This is a genomic window from Allomuricauda sp. NFXS6, from assembly GCF_040148835.1.
In the GTDB taxonomy this organism is placed as follows: domain Bacteria; phylum Bacteroidota; class Bacteroidia; order Flavobacteriales; family Flavobacteriaceae; genus Flagellimonas.
In genome coordinates this window covers 269303-293643 of sequence record NZ_JAGEMG010000001.1, presented here as the reverse complement: position 1 = coordinate 293643, position 24341 = coordinate 269303, and the positions used below count along the sequence as shown (strand labels likewise).

General features: G+C 42.0%; 19 protein-coding genes. 9 read left to right on the top strand and 10 right to left on the bottom strand.

Features of this window, described 5'->3' with window-relative positions:
- Positions 1-35 precede the first annotated feature (35 nt).
- Together J4E06_RS01370 and J4E06_RS01365 are read left to right on the top strand one after the other, a co-directional pair.
- Complete coding sequence (locus tag J4E06_RS01370; RefSeq protein ID WP_349522252.1) at positions 36-1130, top strand: OmpA family protein; 1095 nt, start codon at positions 36-38, stop codon at positions 1128-1130.
- Positions 1131-1172: 42 nt separating this feature from the next.
- Complete coding sequence (locus J4E06_RS01365; RefSeq protein WP_349522251.1) at positions 1173-2792, top strand: amidohydrolase; 1620 nt, start codon at positions 1173-1175, stop codon at positions 2790-2792.
- 95 nt (positions 2793-2887) lie between these two features.
- On the opposite strand, the gene J4E06_RS01360 is transcribed toward J4E06_RS01365, so the two are convergent.
- The gene (locus J4E06_RS01360; RefSeq protein ID WP_349522250.1) at positions 2888-3421 is read right to left on the bottom strand and encodes a DUF2911 domain-containing protein; all 534 of its coding nucleotides are present in this window, start codon (positions 3419-3421) and stop codon (positions 2888-2890) included.
- A 238-nt stretch (positions 3422-3659) separates the two neighbouring features.
- On the opposite strand from J4E06_RS01360, the gene asnB reads away from it, so the two are divergent.
- From asnB to J4E06_RS01345, 3 genes are all read left to right on the top strand, one after another.
- Positions 3660-5330: an asparagine synthase B gene (gene asnB, locus J4E06_RS01355; protein WP_349522249.1), complete on the top strand. Its 1671-nt coding sequence runs from the start codon at positions 3660-3662 to the stop codon at positions 5328-5330.
- A 259-nt stretch (positions 5331-5589) separates the two neighbouring features.
- Positions 5590-7530: a DNA topoisomerase (ATP-hydrolyzing) subunit B gene (gene gyrB, locus J4E06_RS01350; protein WP_349522248.1), complete on the top strand. Its 1941-nt coding sequence runs from the start codon at positions 5590-5592 to the stop codon at positions 7528-7530.
- A gap of 72 nt (positions 7531-7602) precedes the next feature.
- On the top strand, positions 7603-8610 hold the full coding sequence (locus tag J4E06_RS01345) for a DUF6588 family protein (RefSeq protein WP_349522247.1): 1008 nt from the start codon (positions 7603-7605) through the stop codon (positions 8608-8610).
- Between the two features lie 82 nt (positions 8611-8692).
- On the opposite strand, the gene J4E06_RS01340 is transcribed toward J4E06_RS01345, so the two are convergent.
- A complete protein-coding gene (locus J4E06_RS01340) occupies positions 8693-9064 on the bottom strand; it encodes a hypothetical protein (protein WP_349522246.1) in 372 nt (123 codons plus the stop codon).
- Between the two features lie 244 nt (positions 9065-9308).
- On the opposite strand from J4E06_RS01340, the gene mdh reads away from it, so the two are divergent.
- Positions 9309-10235: a malate dehydrogenase gene (gene mdh, locus J4E06_RS01335; protein WP_349522245.1), complete on the top strand. Its 927-nt coding sequence runs from the start codon at positions 9309-9311 to the stop codon at positions 10233-10235.
- A 226-nt stretch (positions 10236-10461) separates the two neighbouring features.
- A complete protein-coding gene (secDF, locus tag J4E06_RS01330; protein ID WP_349522244.1) occupies positions 10462-13428 on the top strand; it encodes a protein translocase subunit SecDF in 2967 nt (988 codons plus the stop codon).
- Positions 13429-13493: 65 nt separating this feature from the next.
- On the opposite strand, the gene J4E06_RS01325 is transcribed toward secDF, so the two are convergent.
- From J4E06_RS01325 to folE, 8 genes are all read right to left on the bottom strand, one after another.
- Positions 13494-14957 carry a glycosyltransferase gene (locus J4E06_RS01325; RefSeq protein WP_349522243.1) on the bottom strand — a complete coding sequence of 488 codons (1464 nt, stop codon included), beginning with the start codon at positions 14955-14957 and terminating at the stop codon, positions 13494-13496.
- An 81-nt stretch (positions 14958-15038) separates the two neighbouring features.
- A complete protein-coding gene (locus J4E06_RS01320; protein ID WP_349522242.1) occupies positions 15039-16289 on the bottom strand; it encodes an ATP-binding cassette domain-containing protein in 1251 nt (416 codons plus the stop codon).
- Positions 16290-16320: 31 nt separating this feature from the next.
- The gene (locus J4E06_RS01315; RefSeq protein WP_349522241.1) at positions 16321-16845 is read right to left on the bottom strand and encodes a GNAT family N-acetyltransferase; all 525 of its coding nucleotides are present in this window, start codon (positions 16843-16845) and stop codon (positions 16321-16323) included.
- 1 nt (position 16846) lies between these two features.
- Positions 16847-17329, bottom strand: a complete 483-nt coding sequence (locus J4E06_RS01310) for a DUF192 domain-containing protein (RefSeq protein ID WP_349522240.1) — start codon at positions 17327-17329, stop codon at positions 16847-16849.
- Positions 17330-17332: 3 nt separating this feature from the next.
- Positions 17333-18298: a prolipoprotein diacylglyceryl transferase gene (gene lgt / locus J4E06_RS01305; protein WP_349522239.1), complete on the bottom strand. Its 966-nt coding sequence runs from the start codon at positions 18296-18298 to the stop codon at positions 17333-17335.
- A gap of 67 nt (positions 18299-18365) precedes the next feature.
- A complete protein-coding gene (gene yidD / locus J4E06_RS01300) occupies positions 18366-18587 on the bottom strand; it encodes a membrane protein insertion efficiency factor YidD (RefSeq protein ID WP_293168977.1) in 222 nt (73 codons plus the stop codon).
- Positions 18588-18642: 55 nt separating this feature from the next.
- The gene (gene cysS, locus J4E06_RS01295; protein WP_349522238.1) at positions 18643-20124 is read right to left on the bottom strand and encodes a cysteine--tRNA ligase; all 1482 of its coding nucleotides are present in this window, start codon (positions 20122-20124) and stop codon (positions 18643-18645) included.
- 15 nt (positions 20125-20139) lie between these two features.
- On the bottom strand, positions 20140-20820 hold the full coding sequence (gene folE, locus J4E06_RS01290; protein ID WP_349522237.1) for a GTP cyclohydrolase I FolE: 681 nt from the start codon (positions 20818-20820) through the stop codon (positions 20140-20142).
- A gap of 133 nt (positions 20821-20953) precedes the next feature.
- Here folE and J4E06_RS01285 point away from each other — a divergent pair, with 133 nt between their 5' ends.
- Together J4E06_RS01285 and J4E06_RS01280 are read left to right on the top strand one after the other, a co-directional pair.
- Positions 20954-22756, top strand: coding sequence for a T9SS type B sorting domain-containing protein (locus J4E06_RS01285; RefSeq protein ID WP_349522236.1), 1803 nt, complete (start codon positions 20954-20956; stop codon positions 22754-22756).
- A 113-nt stretch (positions 22757-22869) separates the two neighbouring features.
- The gene (locus J4E06_RS01280) at positions 22870-24312 is read left to right on the top strand and encodes a T9SS type B sorting domain-containing protein (RefSeq protein WP_349522235.1); all 1443 of its coding nucleotides are present in this window, start codon (positions 22870-22872) and stop codon (positions 24310-24312) included.
- Positions 24313-24341: the final 29 nt, after the last annotated feature.

The following is a 24341-nucleotide window of genomic DNA, read 5'->3' as shown; positions in this document are numbered from 1 at the left end:
TCCAATAGTTGACCGTTCCCAGTTAAATGGAAATAATGCAACCAAGACCGTTACATAACATTTTTTTGCTTGCTTTTTTGATGCTCGCCTCATTGACGTTTGGACAAAACTTAGTGCAAAATGGTGGTTTTGAAGAGTATAGTTTTTGTCCCGTTAAAATGAGCAATCTTAATAAAGATGCAGCCTATTGGAGCGCCCCTACCTTGGGAACCACCGATTACTTTAACGAATGTAGCCGTACCAAATTGGGTGTTCCCATGAACTTCAAGGGCAAACAAGAACCTTACGAAGGTACTGCTTATGCGGGTCTTTACCTGTTCGCCCCTCGTGATTACCGTGAGTATATTCAAGTGCCATTAACACAAACACTTAAAAAGGGAAGTCGCTACCGGTTGACCTTATTCTTAAGTCTTTCTGAAAAATCCGATGGTGCCGTGATGGATATGGGAGCCGTTTTCGCGGAACAACCAGTTTCAATCCACACCAAAAGGGAACTCGGCCAGGGAGAGCTTTTATCTGGTTCAGTCCAAACATCACATATCAAACAATTTCCGGTTACCGGATATTATCAGGATAAACAAAACTGGATGGAACTGAATATTGATATCGTTTCAAAAGGTTTTGAAAATTACCTCATACTTGGAAATTTCAAAAGCAATGCGGGTACTTCTTATCTGGATAGCCAGAATCCATCAAAAAAAGAGGGAGGTTATGCCTACTATTATGTGGATGATATTTCGTTGATCTATCTGGGACCACAATATAAAACGGATGAAGTTTATGTGCTGGATCACGTGAATTTCAATTTTGACCGATTTGATTTGCAGCCCAAAGCAGAGGAGAGTCTACGGGATGTTTATGAGCACCTCAAGAAAAACCCCAACCTAAAGGTTGCTATCAACGGGCATACGGATGATTTGGGTTCCGATGAATACAACGACATCCTCTCTCGTGAAAGAGCGAGTTCGGTGGCGCAGTATTTAATCAATTTGGGATTGGATAAAAACAGGATTACATCCAAGGGTTTTGGAGATAGCAAGCCGTTGGATACCACACTAACCGAAGATGCTCGAAGAAAGAACCGTAGAGTGGAATTTGTGATGACCAAGTTTGAGGACGAAAACCCGTGAACTTATCAGTGCTTTTTCTATTTTTGGAGGAAACCAACAGAAATGAAAAAGTTCCTTTTAATTGCTACTGCCATTCTAGTTTTTTCTTGCAACACTAAAGAAGAAGTAGACCTTATTGTTACCAATGCCAATATCTACACTGTAGATGATGATTTTTCCAAAGCGTCCAGCTTAGCTGTAAAAGACGGAAAATTTGTAGCCGTTGGCGATTCGCAAGAAATTTTTAAAAAATATAACGCACAAGAGCAATTGGATGCCGAAGGCAAAACGATTGTTCCCGGCCTTATTGATGCACATTGTCACTTTTATGGCCTGGGCCAGAATCAACAAGTGGTGGATTTGGTAGGTACCAAGAGTTTTGATGAAGTAGTGGAGAAGGTAGTGGCCTTTCAAAAAGAGCGTCCATCAGATTTCATTTTAGGGCGAGGCTGGGACCAAAACGATTGGGAGGTCAAAGAATTTCCGACCAAGGACAAATTGGATGAACTATTTCTCGATACCCCTGTTGCATTAGAGCGCATTGATGGCCATGCTTATCTGGTCAACCAGAAAGCATTGGATATGGCGGGCATCACCGCCGGTACAGAAACAGAAGGTGGTGAAATCGTCAAGGAAAATGGAGAAATAACTGGAGTTTTGGTCGATAATCCAATGGGGTTGATCAATATGGTAATGCCACCGGCCAGTTTGGAACAAAAAATACAGGCACTTAAAGATGCTGAGCGGATTTCTTTGGATTATGGGTTGACTACGGTTAACGATGCCGGTCTGTCCAGAGATATCATTGAATTGATTGATAGCCTGCAGCAAGCGGGCGAATTGTCCATACGTGTGTACGCGATGGTATCTAACTATCCCGAAAATCTGGATTACTTTTTGGACAAAGGCATCATTAAAACAGAAGGGCTTAATGTTCGTTCTGTAAAAGTGTATGGTGATGGCGCACTGGGCTCAAGGGGAGCTGCCTTAAGAGCACCCTATTCCGATAAACCTGGACATTTTGGAGCTATGGTGACCCCGGTGGACCAAATTGAGTCTTTGGCACAGCGAATTGCCGCAACCGACTACCAAATGAACACCCACGCCATCGGAGATTCTGCCAATATTGTGGTGCTCCGGGCATATGAAAAAGCTTTGGAAGGAAAAACCGACCGCAGGTGGAAAGTGGAACACGCGCAGGTAATCTCGTCATCCGATTTTGATTATTTTGAAAATGGCATCATTCCGTCCGTTCAGCCTACCCACGCTACCAGCGATATGTACTGGGCCGAGGATAGATTGGGCGAAGAGCGTGTTAAGGGTGCTTATGCCTATAAAGACCTGTTGGACAAAGCGGGAATGGTTGCTTTGGGCACCGATTTTCCTGTGGAGCAGGTCAACCCATTTTTGACCTTTTATGCAGCGGTGGCCCGTCAAGATGTGGAACAATATCCCGAAGGCGGTTTTCAAATGGAGAATGCCCTGAGCAGGGAAGAAACCTTGAAGGGTATGACTATTTGGGCAGCCTATTCCAATTTTGAGGAAGATGAAAAGGGAAGTATTGAGCCAGGTAAATTTGCTGATTTCGTTATTCTGAGCGATGATATAATGACTATCCCATCAGAAGAAATTCCAAATCTATCTGCGGAAAACGTTTTCTTGGGTGGTGTTCAGAAAAAATAATATTCTTTTGTCACGCTGAACAAAGTGAAAACTCACTAAAAACAATAAAAAAAAGCCCCAAAATGGGGCTTTTATACTGTAATAGCTAAAATTTTCTAGTAGCTGATAGGCAAGGTAACTCTTGTAGTTCCCCATCCCATAACCATATTTCCGTCATCATCAAAAGCAATTCCAAAAGCTTCCAATTCTTCACTGTCACTAGAAGCAGAGGCAGTAGTTCGTACCACATCGGCATCGCTATCGTAAGAATAAGCGCCCCACTGGTGTAGGTTGCTGTTCAAGATTACGGTCCACTCGTTTTCACCCGGAATGGTAAATAAGGAGTAAGAACCAGCCTTAATGGTTTTACCGCCTACTTTGGCGTCCTTATAAAATGTGATTTCCGTGGCTTCGTTTGCGCCGGTTCTCCAAACCTTTCCAACAGGGGCAAGTTCTGCCAAACTACGCCCTTTTAGCTGTGGACGACTATAAATGACACGAGCCGCTTTATCAGCTTCTCTTGAGCTAGCTGGGTAGTAGGCGATGTCTGCAGGACTCTTGTCAAGTCCGCTAAACTTCTGCGCCGTAGCATCTGTGGTAAAAACCAAGCTGGTGCAAAGCACTAAAAGTAATAATGTTAATTTCTTCATGATTGTGATTTAAGTTCCTTGTAAAACTAGTTAATTAAATGTTTTTCAAATATACAGACGTGAAAATTAAAAAATCTTACAATGCGATTGGGATAAAACAATAAAGCGTTTTATATATTACAATATATGACTAATATAGAATAAAAAGTATTTAATTGTTACTAATAGTTAATTTAGACTTTTATATTTAAATGTTTAAGTTCATTTTTGTTTTGAAATTGTTATTAAATTAAATGTTATGTGTGGTATTGTTTGCGCATTTGATGTAAAAGAAAGTACGGAAGTACTAAGGCCCCAATTGTTGGAGATGTCTAAGAAAGTAAGGCACCGAGGGCCCGATTGGAGTGGTATTTATGCCAATGATAAAGCTATTTTGGCTCATGAAAGATTGGCCATTGTGGACCCAGCTTCAGGAAAACAGCCGCTGTTCAGTGCAGATGGTAAATTGGTACTGGCTGCCAATGGCGAAATATATAATCATCAAGAGTTAAGAAAGCAGTTCGAAGGGAAATATGATTTCCAAACACAATCCGATTGTGAGGTGATTCTAGCCCTATATCAAGAAAAGGGTGCTCATTTTGTGGATGAAATGAACGGGATATTCGGTTTTGCCATTTATGATTCCGAAAAAGATGAATATTTCATCGCCCGTGACCATATGGGGATTATTCCATTATATATCGGCTGGGACAAAAACGGAACCTTTTATGTGGCTTCGGAATTAAAGGCTTTAGAGGGAACCTGTTCCAAAATCCAACTGTTTCCTCCCGGACATTATATGCACAGCTCCGATGGTGAGTTTGTAAAATGGTACAAGCGGGATTGGATGGAGTATGACGCCGTTAAAGAAAACGAAACCAGCATTCAGAAAATTAAAGATGCTCTGGAAGCTGCCGTACACCGTCAACTAATGTCGGATGTTCCTTATGGAGTATTGCTTTCAGGAGGATTGGATTCTTCGGTGACTTCCGCAATTGCCAAAAAATACTCCCAAAAAAGAATCGAGTCCGGGGATACAGCCGATGCATGGTGGCCACAATTACACTCTTTTTCTGTGGGTTTGGAAGGTTCGCCAGACTTGGCGGCCGCCCAAAAGGTAGCGGACCATATCGGTACGGTGCACCACGAGATAAAGTTTACAATTCAAGAAGGTTTGGATGCCATCAAAGATGTGGTCTATAACTTGGAAACTTATGATGTTACCACCATTAGGGCCTCCACGCCCATGTATCTTATGGCCAGGGTCATCAAATCCATGGGGATAAAAATGGTGCTTTCAGGTGAAGGTGCAGACGAACTTTTCGGGGGATATTTATATTTCCACAAAGCACCAAGTCCAAAAGATTTCCACGAGGAAACCGTGAGAAAATTGGATAAACTCCATATGTACGATTGTCTAAGGGCTAACAAATCCTTGGCATCATGGGGGATCGAAGGACGTGTTCCTTTCCTGGACAAGGAATTTATGGATGTCTCGATGAGCATCAACCCAAAAGATAAGATGATCAATGGAGAGCGTATGGAAAAATGGGTGGTGCGTAAAGCATTTGAGGATTATTTGCCAGAAAGTGTGGCGTGGAGACAAAAGGAGCAGTTTTCCGATGGAGTAGGATATAGCTGGATAGATACCCTAAAATCCATGGTGGATGAAGAAATTACGGATGAGCAATTGGAAAATGCCCATTTTAAATTTCCGATACAAACACCAACATCCAAAGAAGAATATTATTATCGTTCCATTTTTGAAAGTCATTTTCCTTCAGATGCAGCTGCCTTGAGTGTTCCTCAGGAGCCTTCAGTAGCCTGTAGCACCAAGATTGCCTTGGAATGGGATGAAGCCTTTAAGAACATGAACGACCCATCGGGCAGGGCAGTGGCCAATGTCCATACCGATGCGTATGTGAAATAACCTTAATTTAAACCAACCAAACGTTATGAAGCAGTAAATCTGAACATTTGTTTCATTTTTTAATTAGTCCGAAAAGCCCCTTATCCAAGGGGCTTTTTAGTTGTGGGACAAGATCTAAAGGGAAGCTCTTGAAAATAGGCTGTTTTCCACAGTATTTGTTGATAACTTAAGCTGTTCAACAGGCTCTTAGAGGCCATTTGCCAGGGGTATTGATTATATTTGTAAGATTTGAAATTTTGAGGCAAATACTTAAAAATATATGAGCGAAGAAGCTAACAAAAAACAATACTCGGCGGATAGTATCCAGGCCCTTGAGGGCATGGAGCACGTACGTATGAGACCTTCCATGTATATTGGGGATGTAGGGGTCCGTGGATTGCACCATTTGGTGTACGAAGTAGTGGACAACTCAATTGATGAGGCCATGGCCGGTCATTGCGATAGGATAGACGTAATCATCAACGAGGATAACTCCATAACCACTCAGGATAATGGTAGGGGGATTCCTGTGGACCTTCACAAGAAAGAAGGGGTTTCCGCCTTGGAAGTTGTTATGACCAAAATCGGTGCCGGTGGTAAGTTCGACAAGGATTCCTATAAGGTTTCCGGTGGACTGCACGGTGTTGGTGTATCGGTTGTTAATGCCCTTTCTGTACATTTAAAAGCTACGGTTTATAGAGATGGAAAAATTTGGGAACAGGAATATGAAAGAGGTAAGACCCTCTATCCAGTAAAAAGCGTTGGTGAGAGCGATGAAACGGGTACCATTGTCACTTTTGTTCCGGACAATTCCATTTTTACACAAACTACAGAATACAGTTATGAAACCCTATGCAATAGGATGCGTGAGCTTTCCTATTTGAACAAAGGTGTTACCATAACGATTACCGATAAAAGAAACAAGGACGAAAAAGGAGAGTTTATAGGTGAGACATTCCATTCGGAGGAAGGTCTTAAGGAATTTATCAAGTTCTTGGATGGAACTCGGGAACCTTTGATCCAGAATGTAATCTCCATGGAAGGAGAAAAGAACGGTATTCCTGTGGAAGTGGCCATGGTCTACAATACAGGTTATACCGAAAACCTTCACTCCTATGTGAATAACATTAACACACACGAAGGAGGTACCCACCTATCCGGTTTTAGACGGGGATTAACATCAACGTTAAAGAAATATGCCGATAATTCCGGTATGTTGGATAAATTGAAATTCGAGATATCAGGAGATGATTTTCGTGAAGGATTGACCGCGATTGTTTCCGTAAAAGTTGCCGAGCCGCAATTCGAAGGGCAGACCAAAACCAAATTGGGTAACCGCGAGGTGACCAGTGCGGTGAGCCAGGCCGTTTCCGAAATGTTGACCATTTATTTAGAGGAGCACCCCGATGATGCCAAGCAGATTGTGGAGAAGGTAAAACTTGCTGCACAGGCCAGGCACGCCGCTGCAAAGGCTCGTGAAATGGTCCAGCGTAAGAACCCTATGAGTGTTGGTGGATTACCAGGGAAGCTTTCCGACTGTTCCGAGCAAGACCCTACCAAATGCGAAGTGTTCTTGGTAGAGGGAGATTCCGCAGGGGGAACTGCTAAACAGGGCAGGGACAGAAATTTCCAGGCCATACTTCCATTGCGGGGTAAAATCTTGAACGTTGAAAAAGCCATGCAACACAAGGTTTTTGAAAACGAAGAAATCAAAAATATTTATACCGCCCTTGGTGTTACCATTGGTACCGAAGAGGACAGTAAAGCATTGAACTTGGATAAACTTCGCTACCATAAAGTGGTCATCATGTGTGATGCCGATGTCGATGGTAGTCACATTGAAACCTTGATTTTAACGTTTTTCTTCCGATATATGCGGGAGTTGATAGAAGGCGGTCACGTATATATTGCCACCCCTCCATTATATTTATTGAAGAAGGGGTCCAAAAAGCGATATGCTTGGAACGACAAAGAGCGTGATGCAATCAATGCGGAAATGAACGGTGGCGCAAGTATCCAACGATACAAAGGTCTTGGGGAGATGAATGCCGAGCAGCTTTGGGATACGACCATGAATCCGGATTTTAGAAAATTGCGTCAGGTAAAAATTGACAATGCAACGGAATCAGACCGAATATTCTCTATGTTAATGGGTGACGAAGTGCCACCAAGACGTGAATTTATAGAGAAAAATGCCGTCTACGCGAATATTGATGCATAGATTACAGGTGTTTCACAACAAAAACTCGCCCCAAAAGGGCGAGTTTTTTAGTTTTGGTGAAAACCTCATATTATGAAAAAGATAACTTTATTACTGGCATTGATCGCGGTAACCTACGCAAAAGCTCAAGGCTTGAACAGTATTTTGGTGGCCGGAGTGGAAGATGCAGAACAATTTGCCAATTCCTATTTGGCACCGGTTTCTGAAGCCTCCATTTATGGAATTTCCAATGGATGGTACAATACCGCTGATGCCAAACCTTTGGGGGGCTTCGAGATTTCTGTAATTCTAAACTCGACCGGATTCAAAAATAAAGATGATAAAAAGGCATTTTTATTAGATCCTGCGGATTATGAAAATTTGGATTTTGTAGAAAATCCCGGACAGGCCAGATTGGTGGCTACTGGATTAGGGGATATTGAAGGAGTGGAAGCTTTTGTTGAAGACGACAGCGGTCTTTTCCGTGAGGAATTTGAGTTGCCTACCGGTTTATCCGCCGAAGATTTCAACTTTGTCCCCTCAGGATATATACAGGCTAGTGTGGGATTGGTAAAAGGTTTGGAAGTAAAGGCTCGTTTCTTGCCTAAGCTCAAATTTGATGATGCCAAAATCGGACTTTTTGGTGCGGGATTGCAATACGATTTCACCAAGATGTTGCCAGCGGATAAAATTTTGCCCGTTGCTATTTCTGCGGTAATTGGATATACCAATTTGAACGGAGAATATGATTTTACGGAACTATCAATTATTGATGGCAGTGACCAACGCGTAGAGGCATCCTTTAATACATGGAATTTTAGTACTGTGGTGTCTACCAGAAACATTCCGGTCATCAACTTTTATGGTGGAATTGGCTATATCACCGGTAAATCTGACATAGACTTTTTAGGTACATACGAGGCCAACGGACCTTTCTTTTCAGAAACTGTCGTTGATCCTTTTTCGGTTTCTCAAAATGCAAGTGGAGTTTCTGCAAACTTGGGTACAAAATTGAAACTGGGCTTCTTTAGAATCAATGCGGAATACAACATTTCCGAATTCAGCACCTTTACCTTTGGTATCAACTTCGGATTCAGATAGTGGAAAAAGACCAAATCAATCAACCAAAATAAAGAAGGCCCCTGTTCTGGGGCCTCCTATTTTCATATATGTAGTCTTCGGGTCATTCCCTGGTGGCGAAGACCGAGCCATTATCCAAGGTCAATATCTCTGGTTCTTTTGCTTCTTCCAAACTAACGGTAATGTCGTTTACTTGAGGGTCGCCATACGTAATGGAGTAGGTTCCATTTTCTTGGGACCATTTAAAATCGGTATAAAAAATTAATTCGGAGTTGGAGTATCTCTGGTACCTACCAAGGTAAACATCGTTAAAAATCCATTCTTCACGAACGGTACTTGAGCTTTTGCCCTCTATATTGGAAGATTCGGTCTTTGCCCAGATGCCCAGAATGGGGTCATGGTTTTCGGGTACGCTAGTACAGTTGCTTATGGCAATTATGCCAACAATGGACAACAATGAAAAGAGCTTTTTCATAGGTCAAGTAGGTTACGTTAAATTTGGGACTATTAGAACGTAGGTTGATAGGAAACTATTGCGCAAAAAACATAAAATATTTGTTTTACTGCTCTCGGACTTGTGGAAGCTTGTTTTTATCTAGGGCAAAAAGGACATTAACTTTGTCCATTTATAAGGAATTGGGCCGCTAAAACTGGTAAAACTCAGCTTTTTTCTGCCTTAAATGCATTATTTTTGAAGACTAAAATTTAAATCTATACAAATGAAAATTACCGTAGTTGGAGCAGGCGCAGTAGGAGCAAGCTGTGCTGAATACATAGCGATGAAAAATTTTGCAGCAGAAGTTGTTTTATTGGATATCAAAGAAGGATATGCCGAAGGAAAAGCCATGGATTTGATGCAGACGGCCTCCTTGAACGGATTTGATACCAAAATCACGGGTAGCACCAGCGATTATAGTAAAACTGCGGGTAGTGATATCGCAGTGATTACTTCCGGAATACCCCGTAAACCGGGTATGACCCGTGAGGAATTGATCGGAATCAATGCTGGAATTGTAAAAACCGTAGCAACGAGTCTAATCGAGCACTCTCCAGATGTAACTATTATCGTAGTGAGCAATCCTATGGATACGATGACCTATTTGGTGCACAAGTCCACTGGACTGCCAAAGAACAAAATTATCGGTATGGGAGGTGCATTGGATAGTGCCCGTTTTAAGTATAGATTGGCTCAAGCCTTGGAAGCACCAATTTCTGATGTGGATGGTATGGTAATCGGGGGACACAGTGATAAAGGAATGGTGCCGCTTATCAACCACGCTACCAGGAATAGCGTAAAAGTTTCCGAATTCTTGTCCGAAGATAAAATGAATTGGGTAGTGGAAGAAACCAAAGTAGGTGGAGCCACCTTGACAGGCTTGTTGGGAACCAGTGCTTGGTACGCGCCAGGAGCCGCTGTATCTGGACTGGTACAGGCTATTGCTTGCGACCAAAAGAAAATGTTCCCGTGTTCCACACTTTTGGAAGGTGAGTACGATTTAGATGATATTTGTATCGGAGTTCCGGTAATCTTGGGCAAAAACGGAATTGAGAAAATCGTTGAGATTGAATTGTCCGATGCTGAAAAAGCCAAAATGCAGGAAAGTGCCGAAGGGGTTAAGAAAACCAACGGGTTGTTGGACGTTTAAAATATAGCAACAATAACCAACTAAATTGTCATTTCGGACCTCACCCTTTAAGAGATTGATCATCAATTTGTATGGAAATTTCGGGGTTTGTCCGGAATGACAATTTTCATTTTAACAGCATAACCGTCAACTGTAATTGCAATTACATCAATTTCTATTGTCAAATCTTATCGGAAATGATATATTTGCACGCTGTTTAAGAAAACTTCTAAAAAATTAACAATCAATGCAGAATAAAGGACTTATAAGGCTTTTCGCGATCCTTTTTGGCTTGGTGAGCATCTATCAGTTATCCTATACTTTCATCACTAACAAGTTGGAGAATGATGCTGAAGCATACGCAGTTAGCCAAATTTCGGAAGCTGAGGAAGATTATGTTGCAAAGCGTGAAGCTTTAGAGGCATCGTATTTGGATTCCATCAGTGACAACACTGTTTTGGGCTTTACGAGCTATGAGGATGCCAAGACAAAAGAGTTGAACAAGGGATTGGACCTTAAAGGAGGGATCAATGTAACCTTGCAGATTTCCGTAAAGGATATTTTGAAAGGACTGGCCAACAATACCACAAACCCAGTTTTCAACAAGGCCTTGGCCGACGCGGATGAAGCATCAACCAATAGCGATGACACGTATTTGGAGCTTTTTTTCGAAGCTTTTGATAATATTAAAGGTGAGACCAAATTGGCCTCCCCGGATATTTTCGCAAACAAAGGGCTTAGCGATGACATCAATTTTCAAATGACGGATGATGAGGTAAAACCCATCATCAGAAGAAAAATTGATGAATCCATTGTTTCTGCATTTGAGGTACTTCGTGAGCGTATCGATGGTTTTGGGGTGACCCAGCCAAATATTCAAAGAGAAGGAAACTCAGGAAGAATTTTAGTAGAGCTTCCGGGTGCCAAGGATATCAACCGTGCCCAGGAACTGTTGTCCAGTACAGCACAATTGGAATTTTGGGAAACGTATCCCCAGAGCAATCAAAGTCTTGGTAATTTTTTGGTGAACGCCAACGAGCGTTTAAAAGATATCTTGGAGCCACAAGCTACGGAAGAAGAGGTTTCCAAACCTGAATCCGAAATTGATTCCTTGCTTTCTGATGTATCCCAGGACTCTTTGGACATGACCCAGGAGGCAAACCCACTATTGGGCAAGTTGCTTCCAGCCAATCCAGGTAGTCACGCCATTGCACGTGCTATGGTTGCGGATACCGCTGAACTTGGCGAGTATTTGAGAATGCCGGAAATCAAAAGATTGTTACCCAACGATGTTCAATTTACCAGATTTCTATGGGAGCGTCCAGCAAAGGATTCCGAAGTTGCCGATCTATACGCCTTGAAATCCAATAGGGATGGTGTTCCAAGAATAAGTGGAGACGTAGTTTCCGATGCACAGGATACCTTTGACCAGTTCAACAAACCAGCCGTTAGCATGACGATGAACACGCGTGGTGCAAAGGAGTGGGAAGAGTTGACAGGGGATGCCTACAATAACCAAACAGGGATTGCCATTGTACTGGATAATAAGGTGTATACTGCTCCAGGTGTTTCCTCGGGACCTATTTCCGGAGGACGTTCTGAAATTACAGGTACATTTACGGTAAACGAAACAAAGGATATAGCCAACGTATTGCGCGCAGGTAAATTACCTGCCTCCGCGGAAATCATTGATTCATTCGTAGTAGGCCCATCCTTGGGACAAGAAGCTATAGATAGTGGATTTATGTCCTTCGCGATAGCGATGTTGTTTGTATTGATATGGATGATTTTCTACTACGGTAGAGCAGGAGTATTTGCTGATATCGCCCTATTGTTCAACATACTTTTGATTTTTGGTGTATTGACCAGCTTAGGAGCTGTGTTGACCTTGCCAGGTATTGCTGGTATTGTGCTGACCATAGGTATGTCGGTGGATGCCAACGTACTTATTTTTGAAAGGATTAAAGAAGAATTGGCGCGTGGTAAAGGAAAGGCACAAGCCATTGCCGATGGTTTTGGAAATGCTTTGTCTTCCATTTTGGATGCCAACATTACAACGGGACTAACCGCGATCATCTTATTTATATTTGGGTCAGGGCCTATTAAAGGTTTTGCCACTACATTGATGATTGGTATCGTAACTTCCTTGTTTACAGCAATTTTCGTCACTCGATTGATGGTCAATGCCTACACCAACAAGAAAGGACGCAGATTGGATTTCAGCACAGCAATCACCAAGAATCTGTTCACTAATTTGAGTATCGACTTCTTGTCAAAGCGTAAAGTATCATACATTGTTTCCGGTATTTTGATCATAGTGAGTGTAATCTCATTATCAACCCTCAAACTTCAACAAGGGGTGGATTTTGTTGGTGGACGTTCCTATCAAGTACGATTTGAAAAAGCAGTAAATCCATCTGAGATCGCTGCTGATTTGAACGAAGAATTTGGAAGTGGAACCAATGCAAAAACATTTGGTACTGCCAATCAAATAATAATTACCACCAATTATAGGTTTGAAGAAAATGGGCCCGAGGTAGACACGGAGATTTTGAACGAAATGTTCACAAATCTTCAAAAATATTTCCCTGATGGTACCACTTATGATGACTTTAAGCCAGGAGGTACAGCAGAAGAATTGGGAGTGTTGAAATACCGTAAGGTAGGACCGACCATTGCAGATGATATTAAAAAGGGAGCCGTATTGGCCATTATTGCATCGTTGGCGGTAGTTTTCCTTTACATTTTATTGCGATTTAGAAAATGGCAATTCTCTTTGGGTGCCGTAGTCGCTGTATTCCACGATGTTATGATCGTATTGGGTATCTTCTCCTTAACCGGAAGTATTATGCCTTTCAATATGGAAATTGACCAAGCTTTTATAGCGGCCATTCTAACGGTAATCGGTTATTCCCTGAACGATACGGTGGTAGTATTCGACCGTATCCGTGAAATCACCCTTCTCAAAGGGTTTAAAGGTGGTGAAAACATCAACGATGCCTTAAACAGTACTTTGAGCCGAACGTTGAATACGTCCCTTACCACATTGATTGTGTTGTTGGCCATCTTTACCTTTGGAGGTGAAAGCTTAAGAGGATTTATGTTCGCAATGATCATTGGTGTAATTGTGGGTACATACTCCTCCGTATTTATCGCAACACCGGTAATGTTCGATTCATTAAAGAAGAAAATTGCTGCTGCTACAGGAGCATAGTTTTTCGTTTTTTTATTACACTTTATAATAAAGGTCCTCACTTTGAGGACCTTTCTTTTTTATAATTATGTTTTGTTGGTCGATAATGTTTCCAACCACGATAGCAATTGGCTGAACAAGGTGAAGTTCTGAATTACCCGAAGCTGACCGTTAAAGCCCCATTTATCCCTTTCTTTGGGGTGGTTGAGCATATAGGCCAAGGTCTTGGATAAACCTTCAATATCTGTGGGGTCGGGATTTATTTGTCCCGTGTTGTTGTGGACCACCTGAAGTTTAAGTCCAGCGGCGTTGGAAACTAGAACGGGCTTTCTTTTCCACATCGCCTCTGTGGCAGTGAGTCCAAATCCTTCTTGAATGGAGTTTTGAACAATAATACTGGATGTACGCTGGAGTGCATTCACAATCAAAGCATTTTCCTTTGGATTGTCCAGTGGTAGCAATAAGATGGCAATATCATTTTGCATGCTGCTGTCCACTTTTTTATAAGTTTCCGTAAGTTCTTTTAGCACCTCTTTGCCCTCTGGGTCGTCGGATACAAAAGCTGGATCTGGTCCGCCCAATACCAAAAGTGTCATTTCAATGCGTTTGTACCCTAGACTTTTAGGGTCACCATTTTTCCTATTGTCCAATTTCATTTGAATAAAGGCTTCCATCAATTCCTTGAAACCCTTAAGTCGGTCCCATCTTGAGATTTCTGTCACGATGGGGCGATAAATCAAGTCCAAGTTTTGACCAACGTCCAACACATCAAAAGAGCCATCGGGCATTACCTTTCTCACCAAATGCTCATATCGATGGTACAAAATGGCCTTATGGTCATCCAAAACACCGGATTGATACAAAATACCAATACACTTGTGCAATTGAAGTTCACGGTTTTTGTGACTCAAGGGGTCAATGGCCGGTGGTATAATGGAAACTCTGTTTTTTAAAGGCTTTGGAACGTAAGCAGGAAGGCTGAATACAAAATGGTCGTAATCGTTGGTATACGGCTCCAAAAACTTCCAAACAGCATCTGTTATTTCCGTATCATCTTCCAGCCCTATATGGCACCTCCAAATAATGGAAACCTTCTTTTCTTTCTTGATCATGGCCGCCAATGGCATTGGTTGTGGATCGTGGACCACCACTATATCACCATCATTGATGAGTTCCAGAGCTTGGGGAAGATTGTTTCGGTTGACTTCCTCGTAGATTTTTCGGTCATTTTCTGTGAAAATTCCGTTACCGCTTCCGTGAATAGCGTTGTGGATACGTTTGGTCAAATCAAAAAAGGCATCTTTTTTTGCTTCTATAACGAGCCATTCAATGGATACGCCCAGTTCCCGCAATATTCGCATTTGACTGGGGAGCATTTCAGCAACACCGCCACCTATGGCTGTGGAGTTGATCATCCAAATGGTTCTACCTTTAAGGGATTCAATAGGGGCTTTGGCCTGTTCCGTAAAATCCAGAACAGAAGAGTAGAGGGAGCCATATGCCTTGTAATCTACAAGCTTGGCACCTGGCTTAACATTTATTTTTTGCATTTAAGGGAAAGTTAATGATTGAATTCCCTATAAGATAACAAAAAAATGAATGGGTGGGTTAAGTGTTTGTTTGTGAAACGTTTATGATTTGGAAGTGATGCCTGTGGAGCCTTTTTCCAACGGATGTAGTTCAAAAATATGCTCTGGAGCTAGCTCTGGCTCTTTACGATGGGATACAAAAATGATAGCGGTTTCGCTTTCTTTGGCGATTTTGTTTACCAAGGACACAAAAAGATTCGCACTGGTATCATCCAACCCTGCCGTAGGTTCATCCAAAATAAGTAATGGTGGATGTTTTACCATGGAGCGCGCCATCATAACCAAACGCTTATTACCGGTACTTAGGTCGCGAAAGTGATCGTTTTTTCTATCGTTTAGTTGTAAAAGCTCAAGCCATTGGTTGGCCAATTGCTTTTCACGGTCCGTAGGTTGTACATAAAGCCCAATGGAGTCGTGGAGCCCGGAGATGATCATATTTTCCAGACTGTGATATCCTCGAAATTTGTCGGTAATGGCAGGAGCGTAGTACCCTATTTTTTGTTTGAGGTCCCAAACACTTTCACCACTTCCTTTTTTTTGTCCAAAAATGGTCAGGTGCTGTCCGTAACCTTTATGGCTATCTCCGGTAATCATCGATAGGAGGGTGGATTTACCACTGCCATTGGGACCGATCAATTGCCAGAACTCCCCTTTTTTGATGGTCCAATCGATTTGATTCAAGACTTGACGGCCATCAAAACTTACGGATACCTTTTTAAAACTGACCAATTCGATATTTTCCACTTCAACTGGAGCCAGCGGTGGTGGAATAGCTCCATTAAAATTGATGGATTCCATTTTATTTTCTGCCCAAAAAGAATCTGAAGATTCATAGGGATGCAGATTGTCTCCATCAAGTTTGAAATAGTCTGTTGTATTAGGTAAAATATCGTCCAACCTACCCATCAATTGTACCAGAACCTTGTTCGATGCAATGTCCGAAAGCTGTTCTTTCAACTTGTGTTGCGTGGCAACATCCAAATTGTCAAACGGATTGACCAAAACCAGAAAATCCGGGTCTTGTTCCAATAAATAATTGAGCAACGCTTTTTTTTGTTCCCCGCTGCTCATGGTTTTTAAAGGTTGTTTCCTTCCCTTGGTCAATATTTTGATGTCGTGGCGATCTTCTTCATCCATATATCGATTGATTTCCGAACGAGAAAAAAGCAGTCCGCGCAGCGTTTGAAGCTCATTTAATCCATCAACGGGTCGATTTTTGAGCAAATTATGAACCAGTTGATCGGTATTGGAGTTGTTTTGTGTAAGGATGGCGTAGCTCTTGGGTAGCTTCATGGGGTAAAAAGGTATAGTCCCAAAATTACGATTATCCTTGATTCACCCTAAAAATATGTACGGGATTATTCTTGTAGGTAGTGGTTTTGTCCAAGTACATACCGTTTTTTTGTGCCACTTTTTGAGATGGAACATTATCCACATGGATGATGGAAATCAAGGAATCTGCAAAGTTGTTTTCGAAAGCGAACTCTTTGCAATTTTGAGCGGCTTCGAATGCGAAGCCCTGTCGCCAATATTTTGGAAGTACAGAATAGCCAATTTCCAATTCAGTAATATTGTCCACGGTTTGTACGAGCAGGCCGCAGATGCCGACCAATTCTCCCGATTCTTTTGAAATCAGGCCGTTCATACCACCCAAATTGTTTTCGTAGCGCTCAAAAACCCTATCAAATTGAGCTTTGCAAGCTTCAACGGGATCTTTGGGCAAGCCTTCCCAATATTGTGTTGATTTTGGATTGCGGTAGAAGGGCAGCCAATCATCAAAATCCGATGCTTTCAGTTTGCGAAAAAGCAACCGTTCCGAAGTTTGGTTGTGCAATAGAAATTTTGACATTTTAATTTCTGGAAAACGAGATACTGTCTCCAACTTGCAGTCCCAATTGGTCCGAAAGTCCCGCATTGATTTCCAACACATATTTTGCAGGGACATTGGAGGGCAGGCTATTTTCATTGAATGGTTGTGCGTTCTTTTGGAAGCTGACAATCTTCATTCCCGTATTGATGTAAATGATATCCAAAGGAATTTCGGTATTCTTCATATAAAAATACTGTAAGGACTCTGTGGGCTGAATAAAAAGCATTCCTCTATCCTTTTTCATGGATTTTCTGTACATAAGTCCTGTCTGGGTTTCGTACTCGTTTTCGGCAATCTCTATATCAAAATTGGCCTTTATGGTATCTGTTTCGGTAGCAATAATAGCGAGTTCCCCTTCTTTGGTAAAGGAAATGGACTCTGTTTTTATTTCCCGTTTAGCATCATTTTTACAAGATAAAAAAGCTAGAAAAATGAAAACCAATATTTGGCCGACTCTTGCCATACGTTAAAGTTCTATGGGTTCAGGTTTCATCATAAAATATATTCCGATAAATATCATAGGGATACTTAACCATTGCCCTGTAGAGAGCGTCATTCCCAACGCATCCTCAAAACCACCTTGACTCTTTTTAAAGAACTCCACGAAGAACCGGACCACGAACAATAGCAACATGAAAAGGCCGAAAAGGAACCCAGGTTTGTTTTTCCAGTCGGTTTTCCAATACAAAAGGTATAAAACGATAAATATAAAAATGTAGCAAATGGCTTCGTACAATTGTGCTGGATGACGGTATGGGATGGACTGTAAAATTTCGGAGAATTCCGGATTGTGCTGTATGGCTTTGTAAGCCGCGTTCGGTGTTTGTTCGTTGGTGAGTGCCATAGCTTGATACGCGGGCATATCGTCTGAATCGCGGATAAACCGTGTGGCCAAAAAATAGGATTTGTCCACCACTTCTCCATTGATCTCTGAATTGAAAAAATTACCAAACCTTACAAAAGCTGCTCCGATGGCAGATGGAATTACCAGTCTGTCCAACAACCAGAGCATTTTGATGTCTTTCCATTTTCTGGTGTACAACCAAATACCAATAATAGCGGCTATGGTCGCTCCATGGCTTGCCAATCCAGTAAACCCTGTAAATTCATATCCATTTATGATACCAAAAAGTGAACTGTCGGCACTTTCGCGAATGGGCAACAGAATTTCCGCCAAATGCTCTTTGTAATAGTCCCAGTCATAAAAGAAAACGTGTCCCAAACGGGCCCCCAACATAATGGAGACCACGGTATAAATGAAAAGGGAATCCAGTTTTTCCATGGATTTCTTTTCGTTCAAGAAGATTTTCTTCATAATGAACCAGCCGAGAACAAAGGCAGCAATCCATAGTAGATTATAATATTTTATTTGCAAAAAACCCAGTTTAAAAAGGGTTCCTTCGGGGTTCCAGTCAAATCCTAGGAAGTACATTTAAATAAATTTTGGGACTAATATAACTACTTTCAATGGTTGCAGGGTGTTAATTAAAGTTCAATTTTCAGGGAACGGGATCATAACCGCTTCCTCCCCAAGGGTTACAACTGACTATTCTTTTGATGGAGAGCCATCCTCCTTTGAAGAGTCCGTGCTTTTTTAAAGCTTCCAAAGTGTATTGCGAGCAGGTGGGGGAGTAACGACAGCTTGATGGAAACATAGGGGAGATGAAATATTGATAAAACTTGACCAATAGTACAAATGGCGCTATCAATATTTTTTTCATCTTTTCAGTACATTAAAGTTCCACAAGACAGCTTCTTGATAGGAACGTTGATAAATTAATTGATGCTGAACGTAGTTCCGTCCTTCCCATCTTTTATTTGAATGCCCAGGTCAACCAATTGATCTCTAATCTTGTCAGAAGTTGCAAAGTCCTTTTTGGCTCGAGCTTCGTTTCTGATATCGATCAATAATTCCATCACTCCATTGAGTGTATTGGAATCATCTTTTGTCATGGATTGATTTTCAATGCCAAGAACATCGTAAACAAAGGCATTTAAGGTATCGGCCAACAATTCCTTATCGTCGGCTGTGATGCTTTTTTTGTCCTCTTTGATCAGGTTGATGTGTTTCACGGCCTCGAACAACTGCGCAATCAAAATCGGTGTGTTGAAGTCGTCGTTCATGGCATCGTAGCATTTCTGCTTCCAAGCTGTTACATCAAAATCTGATTTGTTGCCTGTTTTGAGATTGTCAATACTTTCGAGAGCATCCATCAAGCGGTTGTATCCTTTTTCGGAGGCTTGCAAGGCTTCATCACTAAGGTCCAAAATACTAGTGTAGTGTGCCTGCATCATAAAAAACCGAACCACGGATGGTGAGTAGGGTTTGCTCAAAATATTGTTGTTCCCACTAAAAATCTCGGCAGGGTAAATATTGTTGTCCGTGGATTTGGACATTTTTCTACCGTTCAAGGTCAGCATGTTGGCGTGCATCCAGTAGTTTACGGGTGATTTTCCGGTACTGGCTTCCGCTTGTGCTATTTCACATTCGTGGTGCGGGAACTTAAGATCCATTCCTCCTCCGTGAATGTCGAAAGTCTCGCCCAAATATTTGGTGCTCATGGCTGTACATTCCAAATGCCATCCTGGGAATCCGTCTCCCCACGGGGAAGGCCAGCGCATAATATGTTGGGGTTCCGCTTTTTTCCAAAGTGCGAAATCCTGTGGGTTTCTTTTTTCATCTTGTGCGGTAAGTTCGCGAGTGTTGGTAATCATATCTTCCAACTTTCTACCGCTCAACTTACCGTAATCGTGGTCTTCGTTGAACTTGACCACATCAAAATAAACCGAACCGTTTGCTTCGTAGGCCAATCCTTTTTCAAGAATCTCCTTGATGATCTCAATCTGCTCTATAATATGACCTGTGGCCGTAGGCTCTATACTGGGTGGCAATAAATTGAACAATTGGAGGGTGTTGTGAAAGTCAACGGTGTAACGCTGAACCACTTCCATAGGCTCAATTTGTTCCAGTTTAGCTTTTTTTGCAATTTTGTCCTCACCTTCATCCGCATCATTTTCCAAGTGCCCCGCATCTGTAATGTTGCGAACATAGCGCACTTTGTACCCCAAATGTTTGAAGTAACGAAATATCATATCAAAAGACATAAAGGTTCGGCAATTGCCCAAGTGCACATTGCTATAAACGGTGGGGCCGCAGACATACATGCCTACGTGGCCTTCGTTTATGGGTTCGAATACGTCTTTTTTTCCAGTAAGTGAATTATGGATTCGTAAGGTTTGGTTTTTGTACAATTGCATTTAAACGGTTGGTGTTTAAAATTCGGTATCCAAGTTGATGTAGTCCAAAAACTCTCTTCGTGTGGCTTCTTCTTTAAACTTTCCGCCATATTCTGCTGTTACGGTACTACTATCAATATCGCGTATTCCTCTGGAATTTACACAAAGGTGTTTGGCATCGATAACACAGGCAACATCTTCTGTGCCCAATACTTTTTGAAGCTCTTTTACAATCTGGATGTTCATGCGTTCCTGAACCTGAGGTCGCTTGGCGAAATAATCCACAACGCGGTTCATTTTGGAAAGGCCAACCACAGTTCCGTTGGAAATGTAGGCGATGTGCGCCCGTCCTACAATAGGTAGCAAGTGGTGCTCGCAGGTAGAGTAAACCACAATGTTTTTTTCCACCAACATTTCGCCGTACTTGTACTTATTGTCAAAAGTGGACGATTTTGGTTTTCTATCAGGATGCAATCCGCCAAAAATTTCCTGTACATACATTTTGGCTACTCGTTTTGGGGTACCCTTTAAACTGTCGTCATCCAAATCGAGGCCTAGGGTAAGCATAATTTCCCTGACACTTTTCTGTATTCTTTCGATTTTTTCTTCGTCGCTCAATACAAAAGCATCCTCTCTTAATGGTGTATCCGATGAGGAACCTACGTGGTCGTTTCCTCTTTCTTCATATTGTTCTTCCAATGCCTGCTCTAGTTTCATAGCTATTGCTTAAAGTGAGCAAAGATATACATTAATGACCGATTTAACATCTGGTATCAAGGGTTTGACAACATAAATTATTGTTAAGGCAGATAGCACGGTACTTTTATAATGCCCAAACCTACAGTCTTTTATGTTTAGAGCTTTCGCAACGACCTTATTATTACTTTTATTTTGGCAGACTGCGCAAACGCAGGTTGCTCAAGATTGTGCGGATGCAATTCCCATATGCAGTAATACACCCATCAATGGCGGAACCAATGGTTTGGGTGCCGATGATTTTAATGGTGCAGCTTCCAGCGGGTGTTTGGAACAGACTACTACGGGTGCCATTGAATCAAATTCGGCATGGTATAGATTCACGACCGCAGAGGCAGGTCAGTTGGGCTTTAATATTGGTCACAACAGTAACGAAGATTGGGATTTTGCGCTTTACCGTTCGAGTGATTGTAGCAATTTAGGGGAACCTGTTCGCTGCAATTTTTTTGATAATAGCGAAAACACCAGTTTTATCGGAGTAGGGGAAGACCCTACGGGCAATGAGGATTCGGTGCACTACGAGGATTGGCTTCAAGTGGAAGCAGGCGAGGACTACTACCTTTTTATCAATAATTTCAGCAACTTAAATTCAGGGTTTTCCATTCAGTTTACGGGAAATATTTGGGTAGACTATCCGAATAATGCTTTGGATTGTTCCATAGTAAGCAACTTGTTGGGGCCACCAATAGCTGCCTGTGAGGGAGATAATGTGGTTTTGGATGCTACTACTTCAGGAGCAATCAGTTACGAGTGGTACCGCGATACAGGAAGTGGTTATCAATTGATTTCGGGCGCCAATGGGGCAACACAAAACGTTCAAAATTCTGGGCAATACCGTGTCGTGGTAGCTACATCCGCAGAACGTATTGTTAGCGATGTGCAAGTTGGTTTTAATGAGGTGCCGATTACAGGAACAGTTTCGGATGAAACTTTTTGTTATGAGGTTGATATGACCTTTGATTTGAACAGTAAGAATATCGAATCATTAGGAGGTATGGACCCAGATGATTTTGTGGTCAGTTACCACAGTACACAAACCGATGCAGATGCAGGGGTTCATCCTTTGGAAAAACAATATATGTTGACTGGCGCTTCCGAAACGTTTTACGTCCGAACCACCTCTTTGGCAAATCCCGAATGTTATGATGCCTCCCAAAGCTTTGCTTTGAATGTCATTGAAACCCCAGTGTTGCGTTTTGATGAACAAGCGGTGCTATGTGAGGCTGTGGGAAGTTTGGAAATTGGCGAAACCCAACCCGATACAAGCTATACCTATCAATGGAGTACGGGGGAACAAGCACCGTCCATTATGGTTTCCGAAGCAGGAGAATATACTTTGACGGTAACCAATCAATCCAACGGAATGGTTTGCGAAGCCAGCAGAACGGTATTTGTGGAAGTTTCCACAATGCCGATGATTTCAAGTATTGATGTCAAAGATATGAGTGCCAACAATACGGTAACCATCAATATGGAAAACAATGGTGTGTATGAATATAGTTTGGATGGCGGCGATTATCAAAACAGCAATGTTTTTAGCAGTGTTCCTCCGGGAGTGCATACAGTGAGCATGCGAGATCTCTATGGTTGTGGTGTGGTCGAGGAAGATATTGTGGTGGTAGGATATCTGGCCATATTTTCACCCAATGGTGATGTACTGAACGAAACTTGGCAAATTGAAGGTCTTTCCACCTTAGACTCACCGATTGTTACGATTTATGATCGCTACGGAAAACTTATCAAACAAATGACCGAGTTTGATTCTGGATGGGACGGAAGTTTTCAGGGAAAACCTTTGCCATCCACTGATTACTGGTTCAAGTTATCCTATGTTGATAATGATGGCAACCGAACCTTTGCCAAATATTTACAGAGTCATTTTTCATTAAGGCGGTAAGCAGTTGTCCGTTGGTCGATTATGTGCAAATTTCTTCGATGAACACATACTAAAACCTGGAATTCGAGAGTTATAATGGTTATAAGTAGCATAACCAATAGCCCCAAAATTCTATGAGAGCTCTATTTAGCGCTATCTGTTGCTTTTTTCTATTCCAAGTAGTTAGCGCACAAAACTCCCCAGATTGTAGAACAGCAATTCCTGTTTGTGCCGATGCGCCCATTTTGGGAACCACTGATGGTAGTGGCGATATTGACGATTTTGATCCAGAGGTAATCACCCAAACAGGTTGTTTGGAAAAGGGAAGTGTGAGCTCGGCCAATATTGAGAACAATACAGAGTGGTATGTGTTTCGAGCAGGTACGGATGGTCAAATTGGTTTTGATATTGAAGCATTGCCCGTAAATGCTGGAGGCCCTGTTACCGCAGAGTGGGATTTTGCGCTGTACGGCCCTTTTGATGAAACTTCCAACGAAAATTTTTGTACGATAATTGGGGATGGAAGTGCTCAGCCCATTCGATGTAATTACGAGTATAATGAAACCAACTACACAGGTATAGGTGTCAATCCCATTGATGGTCGAGAGGGAGCTCCTTTTGTAAAAGGAAGTCAGAACACTTATGATGAATGGTTGAATGTAAGACAGGGAGAAATCTACTATCTCTACATTAATAACTACAATACCAACTTTGATGATGAACCTGAGTCCTTTATGTTGACTTTTACTGGTACTTCTGTAGATGAAGATCAAGATAATGCCTTGGATTGTACCCTCCGTGATGAGTTTTTAGGGTTTGATATTGTGGCCTGCGAGGGGGATCCGGATATTGTGCTCAGTGCATTGAATTCACCTGTAGGACCAAGTATTGCAAATATTACATGGGAGTTGGACGCGGATGACGATGGTACTTACGAATCGGTTTTGGCCACTGGGGCTGGTCAAACCGAGTTAACGGTATCAAGTCCAAATTCAGGGCGTTATCGTGTCACCATCGAATCAACATTTGGGACTACTATATCAGATGATATATTGATTACGTTTTACGGAGTACCGGAATTGGATGAAGTTCGGGTTATTGATGATTTTGTGAACAGCGACCAAACCGACCCGTACAATGTTGAGATAGTTCCATTGGGTGATGGCAACTACGAATACGCTATAAATGGGGGTGAATTTCAGGACGATCCTGTTTTTCGAGATGTTCCTCCTGGAATAAATACGGTAGTGATCAATGATAAAAATGGTTGTGGTACCACAGAACCTATTGAATTCTTGGTCGTAGGTTATCCCAAGTTCTTTACTCCGAACAACGATGGTGTCCACGATAATTGGATGGTTTATGGTGTTGAGGAACTTGTGAACCCAATGGTCTATATTTTTGATCGCTTTGGTAAACTATTAAAGCAAATCGATGTGAATGTTGGATGGGATGGTACTTTCAACGGGCGGAACATGCCGTCTTCCGATTATTGGTTCCGATTGGAATATGAACGTGACAATGAGGGGGTGATGGTCGCCAAGTCGGTTCGAAGACACTTTTCACTTGTTCGCTAAAAAAAAGGCCGGAATTTCTTCCAGCCTTC

What these genes read in the sequence shown, in the direction of transcription:
- J4E06_RS01370 (WP_349522252.1), top strand. Translation starts at nt 36, where the DNA reads ATGCAACCAAGACCGTTACATAACATTTTTTTGCTTGCTTTTTTGATG.
- J4E06_RS01365 (WP_349522251.1), top strand. Translation starts at nt 1,173, where the DNA reads ATGAAAAAGTTCCTTTTAATTGCTACTGCCATTCTAGTTTTTTCTTGC.
- J4E06_RS01360 (WP_349522250.1), bottom strand. Translation starts at nt 3,421, where the DNA reads ATGAAGAAATTAACATTATTACTTTTAGTGCTTTGCACCAGCTTGGTT.
- asnB (WP_349522249.1), top strand. Translation starts at nt 3,660, where the DNA reads ATGTGTGGTATTGTTTGCGCATTTGATGTAAAAGAAAGTACGGAAGTA.
- gyrB (WP_349522248.1), top strand. Translation starts at nt 5,590, where the DNA reads ATGAGCGAAGAAGCTAACAAAAAACAATACTCGGCGGATAGTATCCAG.
- J4E06_RS01345 (WP_349522247.1), top strand. Translation starts at nt 7,603, where the DNA reads ATGAAAAAGATAACTTTATTACTGGCATTGATCGCGGTAACCTACGCA.
- J4E06_RS01340 (WP_349522246.1), bottom strand. Translation starts at nt 9,064, where the DNA reads ATGAAAAAGCTCTTTTCATTGTTGTCCATTGTTGGCATAATTGCCATA.
- mdh (WP_349522245.1), top strand. Translation starts at nt 9,309, where the DNA reads ATGAAAATTACCGTAGTTGGAGCAGGCGCAGTAGGAGCAAGCTGTGCT.
- secDF (WP_349522244.1), top strand. Translation starts at nt 10,462, where the DNA reads ATGCAGAATAAAGGACTTATAAGGCTTTTCGCGATCCTTTTTGGCTTG.
- J4E06_RS01325 (WP_349522243.1), bottom strand. Translation starts at nt 14,957, where the DNA reads ATGCAAAAAATAAATGTTAAGCCAGGTGCCAAGCTTGTAGATTACAAG.
- J4E06_RS01320 (WP_349522242.1), bottom strand. Translation starts at nt 16,289, where the DNA reads ATGAAGCTACCCAAGAGCTACGCCATCCTTACACAAAACAACTCCAAT.
- J4E06_RS01315 (WP_349522241.1), bottom strand. Translation starts at nt 16,845, where the DNA reads ATGTCAAAATTTCTATTGCACAACCAAACTTCGGAACGGTTGCTTTTT.
- J4E06_RS01310 (WP_349522240.1), bottom strand. Translation starts at nt 17,329, where the DNA reads ATGGCAAGAGTCGGCCAAATATTGGTTTTCATTTTTCTAGCTTTTTTA.
- lgt (WP_349522239.1), bottom strand. Translation starts at nt 18,298, where the DNA reads ATGTACTTCCTAGGATTTGACTGGAACCCCGAAGGAACCCTTTTTAAA.
- yidD (WP_293168977.1), bottom strand. Translation starts at nt 18,587, where the DNA reads ATGAAAAAAATATTGATAGCGCCATTTGTACTATTGGTCAAGTTTTAT.
- cysS (WP_349522238.1), bottom strand. Translation starts at nt 20,124, where the DNA reads ATGCAATTGTACAAAAACCAAACCTTACGAATCCATAATTCACTTACT.
- folE (WP_349522237.1), bottom strand. Translation starts at nt 20,820, where the DNA reads ATGAAACTAGAGCAGGCATTGGAAGAACAATATGAAGAAAGAGGAAAC.
- J4E06_RS01285 (WP_349522236.1), top strand. Translation starts at nt 20,954, where the DNA reads ATGTTTAGAGCTTTCGCAACGACCTTATTATTACTTTTATTTTGGCAG.
- J4E06_RS01280 (WP_349522235.1), top strand. Translation starts at nt 22,870, where the DNA reads ATGAGAGCTCTATTTAGCGCTATCTGTTGCTTTTTTCTATTCCAAGTA.